Origin of the sequence: Streptomyces sp. NPDC048521, from assembly GCF_043199855.1 — a bacterium.
Classification (GTDB): domain Bacteria; phylum Actinomycetota; class Actinomycetes; order Streptomycetales; family Streptomycetaceae; genus Streptomyces.
This window is the reverse complement of sequence record NZ_JBICWR010000016.1, coordinates 22,231-38,345: the sequence shown is the minus strand read 5'-3', so window position 1 is coordinate 38,345 and position 16,115 is coordinate 22,231. Positions and strand designations below refer to the sequence as shown.

Here is a 16,115-nt window from a genome sequence, read left to right as displayed (position 1 = left end):
ACTTGGCCCTTCTCCCCGGGATCGGGGACCTCGCCAGGAGGCTCAGCCCATCTCCTCCAGCGCCTTGCCCTTCGTCTCCTTGACGAACTTCAGGACGAACGGGATGGAGAGCGCGGCGAAGACCGTGTAGATCACGTAGGTGCCGGAGAGGTTCCAGTCGGCCAGCGACGGGAAGCTCGCGGTGATGGCCCAGTTGGCGATCCACTGCGCGGCGGCGGCGACGCCCAGCGCGGCGGCGCGGATCTTGTTCGGGAACATCTCGCCGAGGAAGACCCAGACGACCACGCCCCAGGAGAGGGCGAAGAAGAGGACGAACACGTGGGCGGCGATCAGGGCGACCCAGCCCTGGGTGTTCGGCAGCTTGCCGTCGACCAGGTGGTAGCTGAACGCCCAGGCCTCCAGCGCCAGACCGACGACCATGCCGACGGAGCCGATGAGGGCGAGCGGCTTGCGGCCGACGCGGTCCACGAAGATCATCGCGATCACGGTGCCGACGATGTTGATGATCGACGTCGTGAAGGAGTAGAAGAACGAGTCCGCCGGGTCGACGCCGACCGACTGCCACAGCGTCGAGGAGTAGTAGAACGCCACGTTGATGCCGACGAACTGCTGGAACACCGACAGGCCGATACCGATCCAGACGATCGGCTTGAAGAAGAAGCCGCCGCCGAGCAGGTCCTTGAAGGTGGACTTGTGCTCGCTCTTCATCGCCGTCTCGATCTCGGCGACGCGTGCCTTGAGGTCGACGTCCTTGCCCTCGACCTCTTCGAGGATCCGGCGGGCCCTGTCGTGCTTGCCGACGGAGATCAAAAAGCGCGGGGACTCGGGGATCGCGAAGGAGAGCAGGCCGTACAGGACGGCCGGGACGACCATGACGCCGAGCATGACCTGCCAGGCCTCCAGGCCCATCAGCTCACCGCGCTGGTCGCCGCCGGCGGCGTTCAGCAGGCCCCAGTTGACCAGCTGGGAGACGGCGATGCCGATGACGATCGCGGCCTGCTGGAAGGAACCGAGCCGGCCGCGGTAGGCGGGCGGGGCGACCTCGGCGATGTAGGCGGGGCCGATGACGGAGGCCATGCCGATGGCGAAGCCGCCGACGATGCGCCAGAAGGCGAGGTCCCACAGGGCGAAGGGCAGCGCGGAACCGACGGCACTGATCGTGAAGAGGACGGCGGCGATCTGCATGCAGCGGATGCGGCCGATCCGGTCGGCTATGCGGCCGGCCGTCGCAGCGCCGATGGCACAACCGATCAGGGCGATCGCGATGACCTGCGCGAGCGCCGCGGAGCCGATGTCGTAGCGGCCGCGGATGGCCTCGACGGCGCCGTTGATGACGGAGCTGTCGTAGCCGAAGAGGAAACCGCCCATCGCGGCAGCCGCCGCGATGAAGATGACGTGCCCGAGATGATCGGGATGAGCCGTCCTGGCTCCTGACTGAGGTGCCTGCGCTGTGCTGGTCACGTGTATCTCCTCGGGCCACGGCAACGCTGCCGGTGGGGGTAAGCCCTACAGGTATCCAGTGGGGCACACGATTACACCACTTACACCTGAAGGTAAAAGCAACGTTGCAGAGACTATGCCTTCAAGTTTCGAAGTCAATACCTCGACAGCTGTGACTTTTCAGATAAGCCAAAGCCCTCCACGTTCAAGAAGTGAACGTGGAGCTGATTGATCTGGAGGGAGCGTTAGCGCAGCCGCTGAGAGATGACCTTCGACACACCGTCGCCCTGCATGGACACGCCGTAGAGCGCGTCGGCGACCTCCATCGTGCGCTTCTGGTGCGTGATCACGATCAGCTGCGACGCCTCCTGCAGCTCCTGCATGATCCGGATCAGCCGCTGGAGGTTGGTGTCGTCGAGCGCGGCCTCGACCTCGTCCATGACGTAGAACGGGCTCGGCCGGGCCTTGAAGATCGACACCAGCAGCGCGACGGCCGTCAGCGACCGTTCGCCCCCCGACAGCAGGGAGAGCCGCTTGACCTTCTTGCCCGGCGGCCGCGCCTCGACGTCCACGCCCGTGGTGAGCATGTTGTCGGGGTCGGTCAGCACGAGGCGCCCCTCACCGCCCGGGAAGAGTCGGCTGAAGACACCTTCGAACTCCCGGGCCGTGTCCCGGTAGGCCTCGGTGAAGACCTGCTCGACGCGCTCGTCGACCTCCTTCACCACCTGGAGCAGATCGGCGCGGGTCTTCTTCAGGTCCTCCAGCTGCTCGCTGAGGAACTTGTGCCGCTCCTCCAGCGCCGCGAACTCCTCCAGCGCCAGCGGGTTGACCTTGCCCAGTTGCTGGTACGCCCGCTCGGCCGCCTTGAGCCGCTTCTCCTGCTCGCCGCGCACGAAGGGTCTCGGCTGGTTGCGCGGGTGCTCGGGATCCTCGGGCAGCACCTCGCCCTCGGCGGGGGGCGAGGGCGGCACGAGCTGGTGCGGCCCGTACTCCGCCACCAGCCCCGCCGGTTCGACACCCAGCTCCTCCAGCGCCTTCGTCTCCAGCTGCTCGATCCGCAGCCGCTTCTCGGCGCCGAGTACCTCGCCGCGATGGACCGAATCCGTCAACTTGTCGAGTTCGGCCTTCAGTTCGCGTCCGGCCGTGCGGGCGGCGGCCAGTTCCTGTTCCCGCCGCGCCTTGGCGGCCTCGGCGGCGGCGCGCTCCCGCTCGGCCCGGGCGAGGGACACCTCGACGTGCGCGAGCAGCTGGCGGGCGCCGGAGGCGACGGCCTCCGCGACGGACGCCTCGTGCCGCAGCCGGGCCCGGCGCTGCTCGGCACGCGCGCGTGCCTCGCGTTCCGCGCGGGCGGCCCGGTCGAGCGCGTCGGCCCGCCCGGCCAGCCCCTTGACCCGCTCCTCGTGGGTACGGACCTGGAGCCGGGCCTCCATCTCGGTCTGCCGGGCATTGGCGCCATCGGCCGCCAACCGGTCGCGCACGGAGGTGTCCGGCTCCTCCTCGACCGGCATCTCCTCGGCGACGGCCAGCCGCTCGGCCAGTTCCTCGGCCTCCTGTACGGCCTTCTCCAGCGCCTCCTGCGCACGTGCGGCGGCCGCCGCGGACCGCTCGGCCTCCCCGGCGGCACCCCGCGCCTGCCCGGCGAGCCGCCCGAGCTGCTGGGCCACGGACGACTTCTCCCGGTCGGCGGCCCGGCGCCGCTCCCCCAGCTCCTCGACGAGGGCGGCCGCCCGCGTGCGCCGCTCGGCCGCCTCCGCTTGCTCCTCGGCCAGCTCCGCGCAGCGCACCGCCAGTCCGTCCAGCTCGGCGGCGGCCTCGTCCACGGAGGCCTGCACCTCCAGCAGACTGGGCGCCCCGGCGGATCCGCCGTGCGCGAAGTGGGCCCCGAGCAGATCGCCCTCCGCGGTGACAGCGGTGAGTTCCGGGTGCGCGTAGACCAGGTCCTCGGCGTCCTCCAGGGTGTCGACCACCACAATTCCCCGCAGGAGGCGGTGGACGGCGGGCATGAGGTCGGCGGGGCCGCGCACGTGGTCGACGGCGCGCGCCGCGGGGAGGGAGGTCGCGGGCAGTCCGGCGTCCGCGGGTGCGTCGGGGCCGCCCGCGCCCCCTTGGTGCGCTGCCCCTGGCGTCGGCTCCACAGCCCCTGCCAGCAACAGCGCCGCCCGTCCTCCGTCCTGTTTGCGGAGCAACCGGATCGCCTCCGCCGCCGCCGCGGGGGTGGATACGGCGATCGCGTCCGCCGCCGCCCCGAAAGCTGTCGCCAGCGGGACCTCGTACCCCGGCGTCACCGTCAGCAACTCGGCAGCCGGGCCCAGGACCCCGGAGAGCCGGTCCTGGGCCGCCAGCAGTAGTCCGGTGCCGTCCTTCCGCCTGAGGCCCAGCGCCAGCGCCTCGTGGCGGGCTTGGGTCGCGGCGCGCTTGCGCTCGGCCGCGGTGGCCGCCTCGCGGGCCTCGCTCAGGGCGGCTTCGGCCTCGGCGAGCTGCCGCCTGGCCGTCTCATGCCGCTCGGCCAGGTCGGCGTCGTCGGCGTCCAGGCCGTCGACCTCCGCCTTCAGTGCCTCGTACTCCTCCTGGGCGCGTACCGCGCGCTCCTGGGCCTCGTCGCGGGCCGTGGCCAGCCGGTCGATCTCGGCCTGGGCGGCGGCCGCGCGCGAGCGGGCCGCGTTGACCTGCCCGGACAGCCGGGCCAGGCCCTCGCGGCGGTCGGCGATGGCCCGGGCCACGTCCTTCAGCCGGCGCTCCTCGACGGCCAGCTCCCGTTCCAGCTCGGCGCGGTGGGCGACCGTGTCGTCCAGGGCCCGCTGGGCCGCCTCCAGGGCCGCCTCCAGCTCGGCCTCCTGCTCGCGGATGCGGGCGGCCTCCCGCTCCAGGTCCTCCGGGTCACGGCCGCGCCGCTCCTCGGCGGGTGCGGAGGTGGCGCTCTTCACCCGGGCGTCGGCCAGCGAGACGGTGCCGCGCACGCGCTCGGCCAGCTGGGACAGCTCGTACCAGGTCTGCTGGGCGCGCTGGAGGCGGGGCGTGAGCCGGCGTACCTCGTCCTCGAGCAGGGCCTCCCGCTGGAGTGCCTTCTTCAGCTCCAGCTCGGCGGCCTCCTTGCGCTCCTTCAGGGCCGCCTCGTCGGCGATCTCGGCCCGCAGGGCTTCGCGCAGGCGTACGAGGTCGTCGGCGAGGAGTCTGAGGCGGGCATCCCGGAGGTCCGCCTGGATGACGGCGGCCCTGCGGGCCACCGCCGCCTGGCGGCCCAGCGGCTTGAGCTGGCGGCGCAGTTCGTCGGTGAGGTCCTGCACGCGCGCCAGGTTGGCCTGCATCGCGTCCAGCTTCCGCAGCGCCTTCTCCTTGCGCTTGCGGTGCTTCAGCACGCCCGCGGCCTCCTCGATGAAGGCGCGGCGGCCCATGGGGTCGGCGTGCAGGACGGAGTCGAGCTGGCCCTGGCCGACGATGACGTGCATCTCGCGGCCGATGCCGGAGTCGGAGAGGAGTTCCTGGATGTCGAGCAGACGGCAGGTCTCGCCGTTGATCTGGTACTCGCTGCCGCCGTTGCGGAACATGATCCGCGTGATGGTGACCTCGGCGTACTCGATGGGCAGCGCCCCGTCGGAGTTGTCGATGGTCAGCGACACCTCGGCCCGGCCGAGCGGTGGACGCCCGGTGGTGCCGGCGAAGATGACGTCCTCCATCTTGCCGCCGCGCAGGGACTTGGCGCCCTGCTCGCCCATGACCCAGCTGAGCGCGTCCACGACGTTGGACTTGCCCGAGCCGTTCGGGCCGACGACACACGTGATCCCCGGTTCGAACCGGAGCGTGGTCGCGGAGGCGAACGACTTGAACCCGCGGAGGGTCAGGGCCTTGAGGTGCACGCCGCTGGACTCTACCCGCCGCCGGTATCTCACTCCACGGACACTCGCAACCGCACGGTTTCGCCCTTGAACATGCAGGGCACACCAGACGTTGAAGAGAGTGAAAGGATGCGCGGGGGAAGAAAGAAGGGACGCCGAAGCGTCCCTTGCAACTCTGACGGCCGGGTCTCAGCCGTCTGTTTCAACTGAGCGGTTGATACGGGCAGCCCAACCACTGCGACTGCTGTCGTGGAGCGATGCAGTGATCAGGTGAGCGCAGGCTCCGCCTGGTGTGCGTCGATGCTCTCCATGATCCTGTCCTGAGAGGCGGCAGCCGACAGCGCTTCGTTCTCCGCCTGGATCCGTACGAGCTCGGACTCCAGGTCCTGGACGCGCTGCTGCAGCCGTCGCATCTCGGCGAGGAGTCGAGGGTCGGAGCCGCCGACGTAACCGAGAAGCGCCTTTGCCATGATGGATGGTCCTCCACAATGAGTGACCGACCGATGCGGTGTGGGTCGTGAGGGATTCGCACCCGCGGTGCTTGGCACATCCGGGTGTTGCTCTGCTGTTGCTCCATGCCAAACAGCTAAGGTGCGCGGGGCTTTCAGCGTCTCACCAAAAAGTTTGACGGTCAACACGATCACGCCCCGTATTGGCGGGCAAACCGGGGCGCGCGGCCGGAAAGCGGCGGCGCTGCGACTCGTCCGGGGGCCCTCAGGGCGTGGCGATCAGCTGTACCAGCGGAGCCTGCCACGCCATGCCGTTCTTGGCAACCACCAGGTCGTTTCCGCTTTCCGCACGTGCCCGCGGCACCTCCCACGCCCCGGCCCCGCCGTCGCGTACGGAACCGGCTCAGCGGATGGCGAAGCCGTCGTAGCCGCCGCGGGGTGTGTCCCAGATCTCGGTGACACCGTCCACGCGCCCGGGTGTGTCGTCGCCCCCGAGCCAGTCGAGCAGCCCCTCGCAGTCCTCGCGCGGCCCTTCCGCGACCACCTGGACCCGGCCGTCGGCCAAATTGAGAGCAAAACCACTCAGGCCGCCGATCTCCAGCGCCTTGGCGCGCGTGAACCAGCGGAAACCCACGCCCTGCACGTGTCCGCGGACCCAGGCGACCAGTCGTACTTCCTCGCTCATGGGTGCAACCTAACCGGCCGGTGTCGCTCCGGACACGTCGCGCCCCAGCGGCATGCGGTACCGTCCCCACCCAATGCATCTCATATGAAACTCACTCGATCGAGTGAGTCGGGTTGACCCCAGGGGGCCACTCACCGCGCTGGCGCCGGTCGACCGCGAGCACGAGGAAGAGGGCAAGGACATGGGACGCCACCGACGCTCAGCCGCCGGCCGCGCCGCCACGGGCCGCGCCACAGGGATCACGCCCGCGCATGGCTCCGCCACGGCCGGCGACGACCCGCCGCACTCGTCCGCACGTGGGCAGGCGCCCGTGGGCATCGCGCCGTACCTGAACCCGGAGGCGTACGCCGAAGCCGATGCCAAGGCGCAGGCGTACCTGTTCGCGGCGGACGGCGACGGCCCGGCACCGGCCGCTCCCGCGGGTGGCGGGTTCACCCCGGCCGACGGCCCGTCCTCCGGTCACCGGCGCCGGAAGAAGGCCGGACGTCCGGTACGCGGGGGCCTGATCGGCGTGTCGGCGGCCGTCGCCCTCGGCACGGCCGCGGTGGCCACGGGCGTGGTGCCGGGCCTGGAGAACTACCAGTTCGGCGGCGGTACGCACACCACCGGCGGCGAACAGGTGCAGGCAGCGGACTCCCCCGGCAACTCGGCCGGCGAGCAGGGCGGTACCTCGGGCAGTGCCGAGAGCCGCGCCGGCTCCGGAACCGCCGGCCGGGACACCGAGCGCCCGAAGTCCCCGAGCGCGTCCGCCTCGGCCTCCCCCTCCGCCTCCGCCTCCGCCTCGAAGTCGGCCTCGCCCACGCCCACCCCGTCGAAGACGGCCACCGAGAAGCCGACGCCCAGGGCGACGCCGTCCAGGCCCACGACCACCCCGTCGCGTACGGCGAGCAAGGCGCCGAGCGCGACCTCCGCACCGGGGACCGTGTCGGCCGAGGCCGCCGCCGGGGCGGAGGTGCTCAAGCTCGTCAACGAGGAGCGGGCGAAGGTCGGCTGCAGCGCGCTCGCGGCGAACTCCTCGCTGACCGGGCTCGCCGAGGCGTTCAGCGACGACATGGCAGCGCGGGGCTTCTTCGACCACACCGACCCGGACGGCGCCACGCCGTGGGACCGGGCCGCGAAGGCGGGCGTCACCGACCTCGGCGGCGAGAACATAGCCCGCGGCCAGGCCACCGCCGCGGCGGTGATGGAGGCCTGGATGAACAGCCCGGGTCACCGCGCCAACATACTGAACTGCGATTTCAAGACCCTCGGCGTCGGCGTCCACCTCGGCTCGGGCGGGCCCTGGTGGACACAGGACTTCGGTTACTGAGACAACCGCAGGTCAGACGGCTGAGCACCCTCCTGGACCGTGGCCGGGCCGTCAAGGGGGGCGAGGAGCACGCCATGAGCGAGGGCATCTACCGAGAGCAGTTCGAGGTCGGGGACGTCTTGCGGGTCAGCTGCCCGTCAGCACGTGCACGAGTCGTCCACGTGACCCCGTATGAGATCTCGGTCGAGTGGCCGTGGGCACAGATTGATCCGGACTCCGCTATCCGTTGGAACGGCCACAGGACGATTCCTCGTACCACGCCTGACGATGGGTGGGGCGGGCTCTTTCAGATCGACCCACCTTCAGGGCACCTGGAGGTCGGCGACTCCTGCCTGGTGGGCATCCCCGAGAGCCTCGTGAGGATCATCGACATCGGCCGCTTCGACCCACCGGCAGACGTGGGATGGCTTCCGAGGCCCCACACGATGTTGATCGTGTTGCCGGTCGATCATCCGCACGACCCTCATTCGGAGGAAGAAGGCGACACCATCGACCTCGAAGCTGCGGCTCCCATCAAGATCGATCTGCTGGCGCGCGGCTGACACCGGAGTCCGTGATGCCGGCGGCCGGCTCGTCCTGACGGTCCTGGCCGAGGCGGGGCTTCGCGCCGGCCTCCGGGGAAACTAACTCGCGGTTAGTGCAACCTGTCGGGTAGCGCTGTGTCCGCGTACCCTTGGCGATATGACCGTCACCACCCAGGACCACGAGGACCTCGCCTACAACGTCTTCGCCAAGGCCTGCCCCTCCCGCGGCACGCTGGAGCACGTCACGGGCCGCTGGGGCGGACTGACGCTCGGCGCGCTGTACGAGGGCTCGTTGCGCTTCAACGAGCTGCGCCGCCGTGTCGACGGGGTGAGCGAGAAGATGCTGTCCCAGACCCTGCACGCGCTGGAGCGCGACGGACTGGTGCACCGTGAGGCCCAGCCGACGAACCCGCCCCGCGTGGACTACGAACTGACCCCGCTCGGCCGCCAGGTCGCCGAACGCCTGCTCGCCCTCATCCACTGCGTGGAGGGCGCCATGGACGACGTCCTCGCGGCCCGCGCGCGTTACGACGAGACGCGCGGCGCCCTCTGACACCTCGGGCAGAAGTAGCTGGACCGGTTCATCCACGGGCGTCGGCGCATCGGTGTCCCGCAGCGCTTGCAGGGCAGTCCCTCACGGCCATAGGCGTCCAGGGAACGGTCGAAGTAGCCCGACTCGCCGTTGACGTTGACGTACAGGCTGTCGAAGCTGGTGCCGCCGACGGAGAGGGCCGCGTGCATCACGTCCCGGACGTGGCCGAGGAGCCCGGCGGTCACCGGGCGGGTGAAGTTCGCCGTCGGGCGCTCGTAGTGGATGCGGGCGCGCCAGAGCGCTTCGTCCGCGTAGATGTTGCCGACGCCGCTGATCAGCGACTGGTCCAGCAGGGCCCGCTTGATGGTGGTCCGCTTGCGGCGCAGGGCCACATGGAAGGCGTCGTCGTCGAACAGCTCGTCGAGGGGATCGCGGGCGATGTGCGCGATGACGTCGGGCAGTCCCTCGGGGGTGTTGTCGTGCAGCGACAGGCCGCCGAAGGTGCGCTGGTCCACGAAGCGCAGCTCGGTACCGACGGAGTCGGCGAACCGGACGCGGATGCGCAAGTGCTTCTCGTCCGGCGCCTCGTGCGGCTGCACCAGCAACTGGCCGCTCATGCCCAGGTGGGCGAGGACGGACTGGTTGGTCTCCTCCAGCGGCAGCCACAGGTACTTGCCGCGCCGGCGGGGGGTGCCGATGTGGTGGCCCTTGAGCCGGTGCGCGAAGTCGTCGGCGCCCGCTATGTGCCGGCGTACGGCGCGCGGGTGCAGCACCTCGACCTCGGCGACGGTGCGGTGGGCGACCCACCGCTCCAGGCCGCGCCGGACGACCTCGACCTCGGGCAACTCGGGCATGGGGACCCCCGTACAGAGCGGTGGACGATCCGAGCGCCCGCCCCGGAACCGCTGAAAGCTCCGGGAGCGGGCGCTCGGGTACAGCTGTGGGTCAGGCGGTGGCGGACGACGGGTCGCCCTTGACGGCCTCGTCGGCCGTCTCCTTGATGGGCTCCTTGGCCACCTTGGCTCGCTCGTCCGCCGCGGCCCGGATGGACCGCCAGGCGGACTCGGCGGCCTGCTGCTCCGCCTCCTTCTTGCTGCGGCCGGTGCCGGTGCCGTACGAGACGCCTCCGACGCGGGCGGCAGCAGTGAAGGTCTTCTCGTGGTCGGGGCCGGTCTCCGTGACCAGGTACTCGGGCACGCCGAGCCCCTCGATCGCGGTCAGCTCCTGGAGACTGGTCTTCCAGTCCAGGCCGGCTCCGAGGTTGGAGGACTTCTCGATCAGCGGGTCGAAGAGCCGGTGCACCAGCTCGGACGCCGCGTCGAGGCCCTGATCGAGATAGACCGCACCGATCACCGCTTCAAGGGTGTCGGCGAGGATGGACGCCTTGTCCCGGCCGCCCGTGCCCTCTTCACCACGGCCGAGCCGGATGAAGGCGCCCAGGTCGAGGCCGCGGCCCACTTCCGCCAGCGCACGCGAGTTGACCACCGCGGCCCGCAACTTGGCCAGCTGGCCTTCGGGCAGGTCGGGGTGGGTGCGGTACAGCGTGTCCGTGACGACGAGGCCGAGCACGGAGTCCCCGAGGAACTCCAGCCGCTCATTCGTCGGCAGACCGCCGTTCTCGTACGCGTAGGAACGGTGGGTCAGCGCACGCACCAGAAGGGCGGACTCGACCTGGTAGCCGAGCCGCCCTTCCAGAAGCGTGTGGGACGAGGCCTGGTTGTCCAATTTCTTCTTGGCGGTACCGTCCGCCTTGGCGTCTTCCGCCTTCTTGGGACTGGACACAGTGCCTCTCACCAGCCCGCTCAGACTTCGAGGACCTGGCGCTTGTTGTAGGTGCCGCAAGACGGGCACGCGATGTGCTGCTGCTTGGGCTCGTGGCAGCGCTCGCACGCAACCAGGGTGGGGACCGCAGCCTTCCACTGCGACCGGCGGTGGCGCGTGTTGCTGCGCGACATCTTCCGCTTCGGAACAGCCACGGCTACTTCTCCTGCTTCTCGTCGACGCCCGCTTCGGCGCCGCTCATCTCGTCCTTCTCGCCGTCTTCGAGTGAACCGGCGAGTCCCTGCAAAGCCGCCCAACGGATGTCGACGGCGTCGTGATGGTGCTCCGGGTCGTCCGCGAGCCGCGCTCCGCACTCGGAGCACAGGCCCGGGCAGTCTTCCTGGCACACCGGCTGCATCGGCAGTGCGAGCACCACCGCATCGCGCAGCAGAGGTTCGAGGTCGAACAGTCCGTCCTCGAGGAAGAACCTGTCCTCGTCGTCCTCGGCGTCGTCGCCCGGTTCCGCGATCACGCGGCCCCGGTCGTCGGCGTCAGGGTACGAGAACAGTTCCTGGAAGTCCGCTTCGAGCTCCAGCTCGACCGGCTCCAGACACCTTACGCACTCCCCCTCGGCCTGTGCACGGGCGGTGCCTGTGACGAGCACCCCTTCCATGACCGACTCGAGCCGGAGTTCGAGCTCCACCGGGGCGCCTTCCGGCACTCCGATGACTCCTTGGATACCGAGGTCCCGAGGGGCGTCGATCGTGCGGGTCAGGCGCTGCAGCGCGCCAGGACGCCGACCCAGCTCGTGCGTGTCGAACACGAGGGGGTTGCGGTGGTCTAGGCGGGCGTTGGAGGCCATTCCTGCTTTCGATCTTCGAACTCGAAGGGACGCCGCCCGTCGGTGTTCCGGGCAGCGGTGATCGCGGGCATACGCGCGACCGAACAGCCAGGATACTGGACCTTCCGCTCAGGACCCAATCCGGTACGGCTCGGGTACGCGGCTACAGGCCCCGGCCCTGCTCGTACGCCCTCAGCTGCTCCGCGCTGATCATGCCGGTGTCGAAGAGGCTGGTCTCGTCGAGCGCGTAGCCCGGCTGCGACTGCTCCTGCGGCACGTGGGGCTGCTGGGGCTGCTGGGGCTGCTGGTGGTCGTAGGCGGCCTGCTGGGCGTCGTAGCCCTGATAGGCGTAGGGGTCGGCCTGCTGGTAGCCGTACGGGTCCTGCTGCTGGGCGTAGTCGGGCTGCTGCGGGAAGCCCGCGTACGGGTCCGGCTGCTGCTGGTAGCCGTAGGCGGGCTGCGGCTCGTACGACGGCTGCGGCGGGGACTGCTGGGGCTGCTGCGCCTGCGCCGGGCGCTCGGCAGGGGTGTCGGTGAGGGCGGCGAGGTCGGCGAGGTAGTCGGCGTCGCTGGAGTGCTGGTAGGTCGTGGTGTCGTCGGCGAGCGCGCCCAGGTCGTCGGTGGCGATCCGGCCGTGCAGCTTCTGCCGGCCCCGGCCGACGGCGTCCAGGGTCTTGGCGAGGACCGCCTCGAAGGCGCCGAGCTTGGCGTCGACGTACGCGTCGGCGTTGTGGCGCAGGGTCTCCGGGTCCTGGCTGCGCTCGGGGGCGTCCTCGTCCTCGTAGCCGTTCTCGTCCAGGCCGGGGCCGGTGCCGAGGAGTTTCTCGCGGCCGCGGCCGACCGAACCGAGGGTCTTGGTGAGGACGACCTCGAAGTTGGCGAGCTTGGAGTCGACGTAGTCGTCGGCCTCGGCGCGGATCTCCTCGGCCTCCTGACGGGCCTCGGCGAGGATCCGGTCGGCCTCGGCCTGGGAGCGGCGGGCGATCTCGGTGTCGGAGATCAGCGAGCCGCGTTCGGCGTGCGCGTTCTCGATGATCCGCTCGGCCTCGAGCCGGGCCTGCTCGACCATCTGCTCACGGTCGCCGATCAGCTCCTGCGCCTGCGCGAGGGAGCCGGGCAGCGCCTGGCGCACCTCTTCCAGCATCGCGAGCAGCTCGGCGCGATTGATCACGCAGGACGCCGACATGGGCATGGCCCGGGCGCCGGCGACCGCGGAGACGATCTCGTCGAGCTTCTTCTGCACGTCCACCTGTGCTCGCCACTCTCTACAGCCGGGATGGAGACGGACGGGACGACTGTAGCCCCATCAGTCCTTGCGCAGGCGCTCGTTCAGGGCCTGCAGGACCAGCGGCGGGACGAGGTGGGAGACGTCGCCGCCCCAGGCCGCGACCTCCTTGACCAAGGAGGAGGAGAGGAAGCTGTAGGTGGGGTTGGTGGGCACGAAGAGGGTTTCGACGCCGGTGAGGCCGTTGTTCATCTGGGCCATCTGGAGTTCGTAGTCGAAGTCGCTGACGGCGCGCAGGCCCTTGACGATGGCGGGGATGTCGCGCTGCTTGCAGTAGTCGACGAGGAGGCCGTGGAATGCCTCCACGCGGACGTTGGCGTACTCGGCGGTGACCTGGCGGATCAGCTCGATCCGCTCCTCGATCTCGAACAGGCCCTTCTTGGACTTGTTGATCATCACCGCGACATAGACCTCGTCGTACAGACGGGAGGCTCGGGCAATGATGTCGAGGTGTCCGTTGGTGATCGGGTCGAACGACCCGGGACAGACGGCGCGGCGCACTTGTGATCCCTCGCTCTCCGGTCCGGTCATCGTGCGTCTTCGCACGTAGAGGCGGCGCGACCGTACCAAAACGTTCCCTCGCCGTAGCGACGGGACCGGATCGCCTCGAAGCCGTCCGGCCAGCGGAATTCGCCGCCCCTGGTGCTGCGCTCCACGGTGACGAGGGCTTCCTCGGCGAGCCAGCCTTCCGAGCGGAGTGTGAGCAGAATCTCCCGAAGATCGTCGTCCGTGACGGCGTACGGGGGATCCAGGAAGACCAGGTCGTACGGCTCGGCGGGGGGTGCCGTCCGGATGACTTGTTCCGCTTTGCCCGCCCTGACCTCCGCGCCGGGCAGGCCCAGATTCCGCACGTTCTCGCGGACGATCCTGGCCGCGCGGGCGTCGGCCTCGACCAGGAGGGTGTGGCTCGCGCCCCGGGACAGTGCCTCCAGGCCGACGGCGCCGGAACCCGCGTACAGGTCCAGGACTCGTTCGCCGTCCAGCGGGCCGCCCAGGAGGGACTGCCAGGTGGAGAAGAGGCCCTCGCGTGCGCGGTCGGAGGTGGGGCGGGTGCCGGTGCCCGGCGGGACGGCCAGTCGACGTCCGCCGGCTGCGCCGGCGATCACGCGGGTCATCTTCGGTCCTTGGTCATGAGTGCCTTCGCGTTCAGTGTGGCTGGTCGCGCCCACGCGGCGGAGCCGCACGTCCACATTGTCCCGCGCGCCGTGGGAAGTCTCCCTCATCCCTTCTCCAGGTACTGCTCCCTCTCCTCGTCCAACAGGGCGTCCAGGGCGGTGCGCAGGCCGGGAAGACGCTGTAGCTCCGGATCCGCCGCCACGAGCGCCGCCGCCTCCTGTCGCGCCTCCGCGATGACCTCCTCGTCCTCGATGACCGCGAGGACCCGGAGGCTGGAGCGGGCGCCGGACTGGGCCTGGCCGAGGACGTCTCCCTCGCGGCGCTGTTCGAGGTCGATGCGGGAGAGTTCGAAGCCGTCGAGGGTGGAGGCGACCGCGTTCAGTCGCTGACGGGCCGCACTGGCCTCGGGCATCTCGGTGACCAGGAGGCAGAGGCCGGGGGCCGAGCCGCGGCCCACGCGGCCGCGCAGCTGGTGGAGCTGGGAGACGCCGAAGCGGTCGGCGTCCATGATCACCATGGCCGTGGCATTGGGGACGTTGACGCCGACCTCGATGACCGTGGTGGCGACCAGGACGTCCGTCTCGCCGGCCGCGAAGCGGCGCATGACGGCGTCCTTGTCGTCGGGGTGCATACGGCCGTGCAGGACCTCGACCTTGAGGCCCTGGAGCGGGCCGCGGGCCAGTTGGTCGGCCACGTCCAGCACTGCCAGGGGCGGACGCTTCTCCGCCTCGGCCTCGGCCTCGGGGGACTTCTTCGCCTTCTTCGGGTCGTCCTCCTCGTCCCCGATGCGGGGGCAGACGACGTACGCCTGGTGGCCGCCCGCCACCTCCTCGCGGACCCGTTCCCAGGCGCGGGCGAGGAAGTGGGGCTTGTCGGCGGCCGGGACGACATGGCTGGCGATCGGGGAGCGGCCGGCCGGGAGCTGGTCGAGGACCGAGGTCTCCAGATCGCCGAAGACCGTCATGGCCACCGTGCGCGGGATGGGCGTGGCCGTCATGACGAGGAGGTGCGGGGGCTGCTTGCCCTTGCCGCGCAGGGCGTCGCGCTGTTCCACGCCGAAGCGGTGCTGTTCGTCGACCACGACCAGGCCCAGGTCGTGGAACTGGACCTTGTCCTCGATCAGGGCATGCGTGCCGATGACGATGCCGGCCTCGCCGGTGGCCAGGTCCAGGAGGGCGTGGCGGCGGGCGGCGGCGCCCATCGAGCCGGTGAGCAGGACCACCTTGGTGGCGTGCTCGGCGCCGCCCAGCATGCCGCCCTCGGCCAGTTCGCCCATCATCTCGGTGATCGAGCGGTGGTGCTGCTGGGCGAGGACCTCGGTGGGCGCGAGCATCGCGGCCTGGCCGCCCGCGTCGACCACGGCGAGCATGGCGCGCAGGGCCACGAGCGTCTTGCCGGATCCGACCTCGCCCTGGAGCAGGCGGTGCATCGGGTGGTCGGTGGCGAGGTCGTCGAAGATCTCCTCGGAGACCTTCTGCTGGCCCTCGGTGAGGGTGAAGGGCAGCCGGTCGTCGAAGGCCGTGAGGACGCCGTCCGGCTTGGCGGCGCGCGGTACGGCCGGGAGCTGGGTGTCGGCGTGCCGGCGGCGGGCCAGGGCGACCTGGAGGACGAAGGCCTCGTCCCACTTGAGACGGGCGCGGGCGTCGGCGATGTCCGCCTTGGTGTGCGGGCGGTGGATCTTGAGGAGGGCTTCGGGGAGCGGGAGCAGGCCGCGGCCCTCGCGGAGGGAGTCCGGGAGGGGGTCCAGGGCTTCCTGGGCGCTGGGCAGCACCGTCTGGACCGCCTTGCCGATCTTCCAGGACTCCAGTTTGGCGGTGGCGGGATAGATCGGGATGAGGGCGCCGGCCCAGGTCTCGACCGCCTCCTCGCCGTCGCCGCGCAGCAACTCGTAGGCCGGATGGGCGAGTTGGAGGCGGCGGTTGAAGACGGAGACCTTGCCGGCGAACATCGCGCGGGTGCCCGGCAGCAGCTCCTTGTGGGGTTTGTGGACGCCGTTGCCGAAGAAGACCAGTTGGATCCGGCCGCTGCCGTCGGTGATCGTGACCTCGAGACGCTGGCCCTTGCCCCGGGGGGCCTTGGCCGAGGCGAAGCTGTGCAGGCGGGCGTCGGCTACCTGGGCGACCACCGTGACGTGCTCGTCCATCGGGAGGTCGGCGAGGTGGGTGAGCTGGCCGCGCTCCTCGTATCTGCGCGGGTAGTGGTGCAGGAGGTCGCCGACGGTGTGCAGGCCGAGGTGCTCGGCCATCACCTTCGCGGTGGCGGGGCCGAGCACTGACTTCAGGGGTTGCTTCAGCGGTTCTTCCAGTGCGGGCACGAGATCCATTGCACACCACGGCACTG

Annotated in this window: 15 protein-coding genes; 3 read left to right on the top strand and 12 right to left on the bottom strand. The window is 70.5% G+C overall.

The features are described 5' to 3' along the window. Positions 1-42: 42 nt before the first annotated feature. From ACGFRF_RS30875 to ACGFRF_RS30860, 4 genes are all read right to left on the bottom strand, one after another. The gene (locus ACGFRF_RS30875; RefSeq protein WP_393745557.1) at positions 43-1,461 is read right to left on the bottom strand and encodes a sugar porter family MFS transporter; all 1,419 of its coding nucleotides are present in this window, start codon (positions 1,459-1,461) and stop codon (positions 43-45) included. A 224-nt stretch (positions 1,462-1,685) separates the two neighbouring features. After that, positions 1,686-5,294 (bottom strand): chromosome segregation protein SMC, encoded by a 3,609-nt coding sequence (gene smc, locus ACGFRF_RS30870; protein ID WP_393745555.1) that lies wholly within the window; start codon positions 5,292-5,294, stop codon positions 1,686-1,688. Between the two features lie 245 nt (positions 5,295-5,539). Continuing rightward, the gene (locus tag ACGFRF_RS30865; protein WP_031167290.1) at positions 5,540-5,743 is read right to left on the bottom strand and encodes a hypothetical protein; all 204 of its coding nucleotides are present in this window, start codon (positions 5,741-5,743) and stop codon (positions 5,540-5,542) included. Positions 5,744-6,125: 382 nt separating this feature from the next. Beyond that, positions 6,126-6,407, bottom strand: a complete 282-nt coding sequence (locus tag ACGFRF_RS30860; RefSeq protein ID WP_393745553.1) for an acylphosphatase — start codon at positions 6,405-6,407, stop codon at positions 6,126-6,128. Positions 6,408-6,588: 181 nt separating this feature from the next. On the opposite strand from ACGFRF_RS30860, the gene ACGFRF_RS30855 reads away from it, so the two are divergent. From ACGFRF_RS30855 to ACGFRF_RS30845, 3 genes are all read left to right on the top strand, one after another. Further along, positions 6,589-7,716: a CAP domain-containing protein gene (locus ACGFRF_RS30855; protein ID WP_393745791.1), complete on the top strand. Its 1,128-nt coding sequence runs from the start codon at positions 6,589-6,591 to the stop codon at positions 7,714-7,716. 74 nt (positions 7,717-7,790) lie between these two features. Beyond that, positions 7,791-8,258 carry a hypothetical protein gene (locus ACGFRF_RS30850; RefSeq protein WP_393745551.1) on the top strand — a complete coding sequence of 156 codons (468 nt, stop codon included), beginning with the start codon at positions 7,791-7,793 and terminating at the stop codon, positions 8,256-8,258. A 139-nt stretch (positions 8,259-8,397) separates the two neighbouring features. After that, positions 8,398-8,793, top strand: a complete 396-nt coding sequence (locus ACGFRF_RS30845) for a winged helix-turn-helix transcriptional regulator (protein ID WP_393745549.1) — start codon at positions 8,398-8,400, stop codon at positions 8,791-8,793. Here ACGFRF_RS30845 and mutM read toward each other — a convergent pair. The 8 genes from mutM to recG all read right to left on the bottom strand — a co-directional run bounded on the left by mutM (position 8,766) and on the right by recG (position 16,098). Then, the gene (gene mutM, locus ACGFRF_RS30840; RefSeq protein WP_393745547.1) at positions 8,766-9,626 is read right to left on the bottom strand and encodes a bifunctional DNA-formamidopyrimidine glycosylase/DNA-(apurinic or apyrimidinic site) lyase; all 861 of its coding nucleotides are present in this window, start codon (positions 9,624-9,626) and stop codon (positions 8,766-8,768) included. The two genes, ACGFRF_RS30845 and mutM, sit on opposite strands and share 28 nt — an antisense overlap. A gap of 91 nt (positions 9,627-9,717) precedes the next feature. Continuing rightward, a complete protein-coding gene (rnc, locus tag ACGFRF_RS30835) occupies positions 9,718-10,566 on the bottom strand; it encodes a ribonuclease III (RefSeq protein ID WP_393745545.1) in 849 nt (282 codons plus the stop codon). An 8-nt stretch (positions 10,567-10,574) separates the two neighbouring features. Beyond that, complete coding sequence (rpmF, locus tag ACGFRF_RS30830; RefSeq protein WP_003951102.1) at positions 10,575-10,748, bottom strand: 50S ribosomal protein L32; 174 nt, start codon at positions 10,746-10,748, stop codon at positions 10,575-10,577. 2 nt (positions 10,749-10,750) lie between these two features. Then, complete coding sequence (locus ACGFRF_RS30825) at positions 10,751-11,395, bottom strand: YceD family protein (RefSeq protein WP_393745543.1); 645 nt, start codon at positions 11,393-11,395, stop codon at positions 10,751-10,753. 142 nt (positions 11,396-11,537) lie between these two features. Continuing rightward, entirely contained in the window at positions 11,538-12,623 is a 1,086-nt protein-coding gene (locus tag ACGFRF_RS30820; RefSeq protein ID WP_393745542.1) for a cell division initiation protein, read from the bottom strand. A 57-nt stretch (positions 12,624-12,680) separates the two neighbouring features. After that, positions 12,681-13,160 (bottom strand): pantetheine-phosphate adenylyltransferase, encoded by a 480-nt coding sequence (gene coaD / locus ACGFRF_RS30815; RefSeq protein WP_393745540.1) that lies wholly within the window; start codon positions 13,158-13,160, stop codon positions 12,681-12,683. Positions 13,161-13,186: 26 nt separating this feature from the next. Beyond that, positions 13,187-13,774, bottom strand: a complete 588-nt coding sequence (gene rsmD, locus ACGFRF_RS30810) for a 16S rRNA (guanine(966)-N(2))-methyltransferase RsmD (RefSeq protein WP_393745538.1) — start codon at positions 13,772-13,774, stop codon at positions 13,187-13,189. Positions 13,775-13,878: 104 nt separating this feature from the next. Next, on the bottom strand, positions 13,879-16,098 hold the full coding sequence (gene recG, locus ACGFRF_RS30805; protein WP_393745536.1) for an ATP-dependent DNA helicase RecG: 2,220 nt from the start codon (positions 16,096-16,098) through the stop codon (positions 13,879-13,881). Positions 16,099-16,115 lie beyond the last annotated feature (17 nt).

Bases quoted from the DNA above. Each gene is read 5' to 3' on its own strand.
- ACGFRF_RS30865 (WP_031167290.1), bottom strand. From the start codon at position 5,743: ATGGCAAAGGCGCTTCTCGGTTACGTCGGCGGCTCCGACCCTCGACTC.
- ACGFRF_RS30860 (WP_393745553.1), bottom strand. From the start codon at position 6,407: ATGAGCGAGGAAGTACGACTGGTCGCCTGGGTCCGCGGACACGTGCAG.
- ACGFRF_RS30855 (WP_393745791.1), top strand. From the start codon at position 6,589: ATGGGACGCCACCGACGCTCAGCCGCCGGCCGCGCCGCCACGGGCCGC.
- ACGFRF_RS30850 (WP_393745551.1), top strand. From the start codon at position 7,791: ATGAGCGAGGGCATCTACCGAGAGCAGTTCGAGGTCGGGGACGTCTTG.
- ACGFRF_RS30845 (WP_393745549.1), top strand. From the start codon at position 8,398: ATGACCGTCACCACCCAGGACCACGAGGACCTCGCCTACAACGTCTTC.
- mutM (WP_393745547.1), bottom strand. From the start codon at position 9,626: ATGCCCGAGTTGCCCGAGGTCGAGGTCGTCCGGCGCGGCCTGGAGCGG.
- ACGFRF_RS30825 (WP_393745543.1), bottom strand. From the start codon at position 11,395: ATGGCCTCCAACGCCCGCCTAGACCACCGCAACCCCCTCGTGTTCGAC.
- rsmD (WP_393745538.1), bottom strand. From the start codon at position 13,774: ATGACCCGCGTGATCGCCGGCGCAGCCGGCGGACGTCGACTGGCCGTC.
- recG (WP_393745536.1), bottom strand. From the start codon at position 16,098: ATGGATCTCGTGCCCGCACTGGAAGAACCGCTGAAGCAACCCCTGAAG.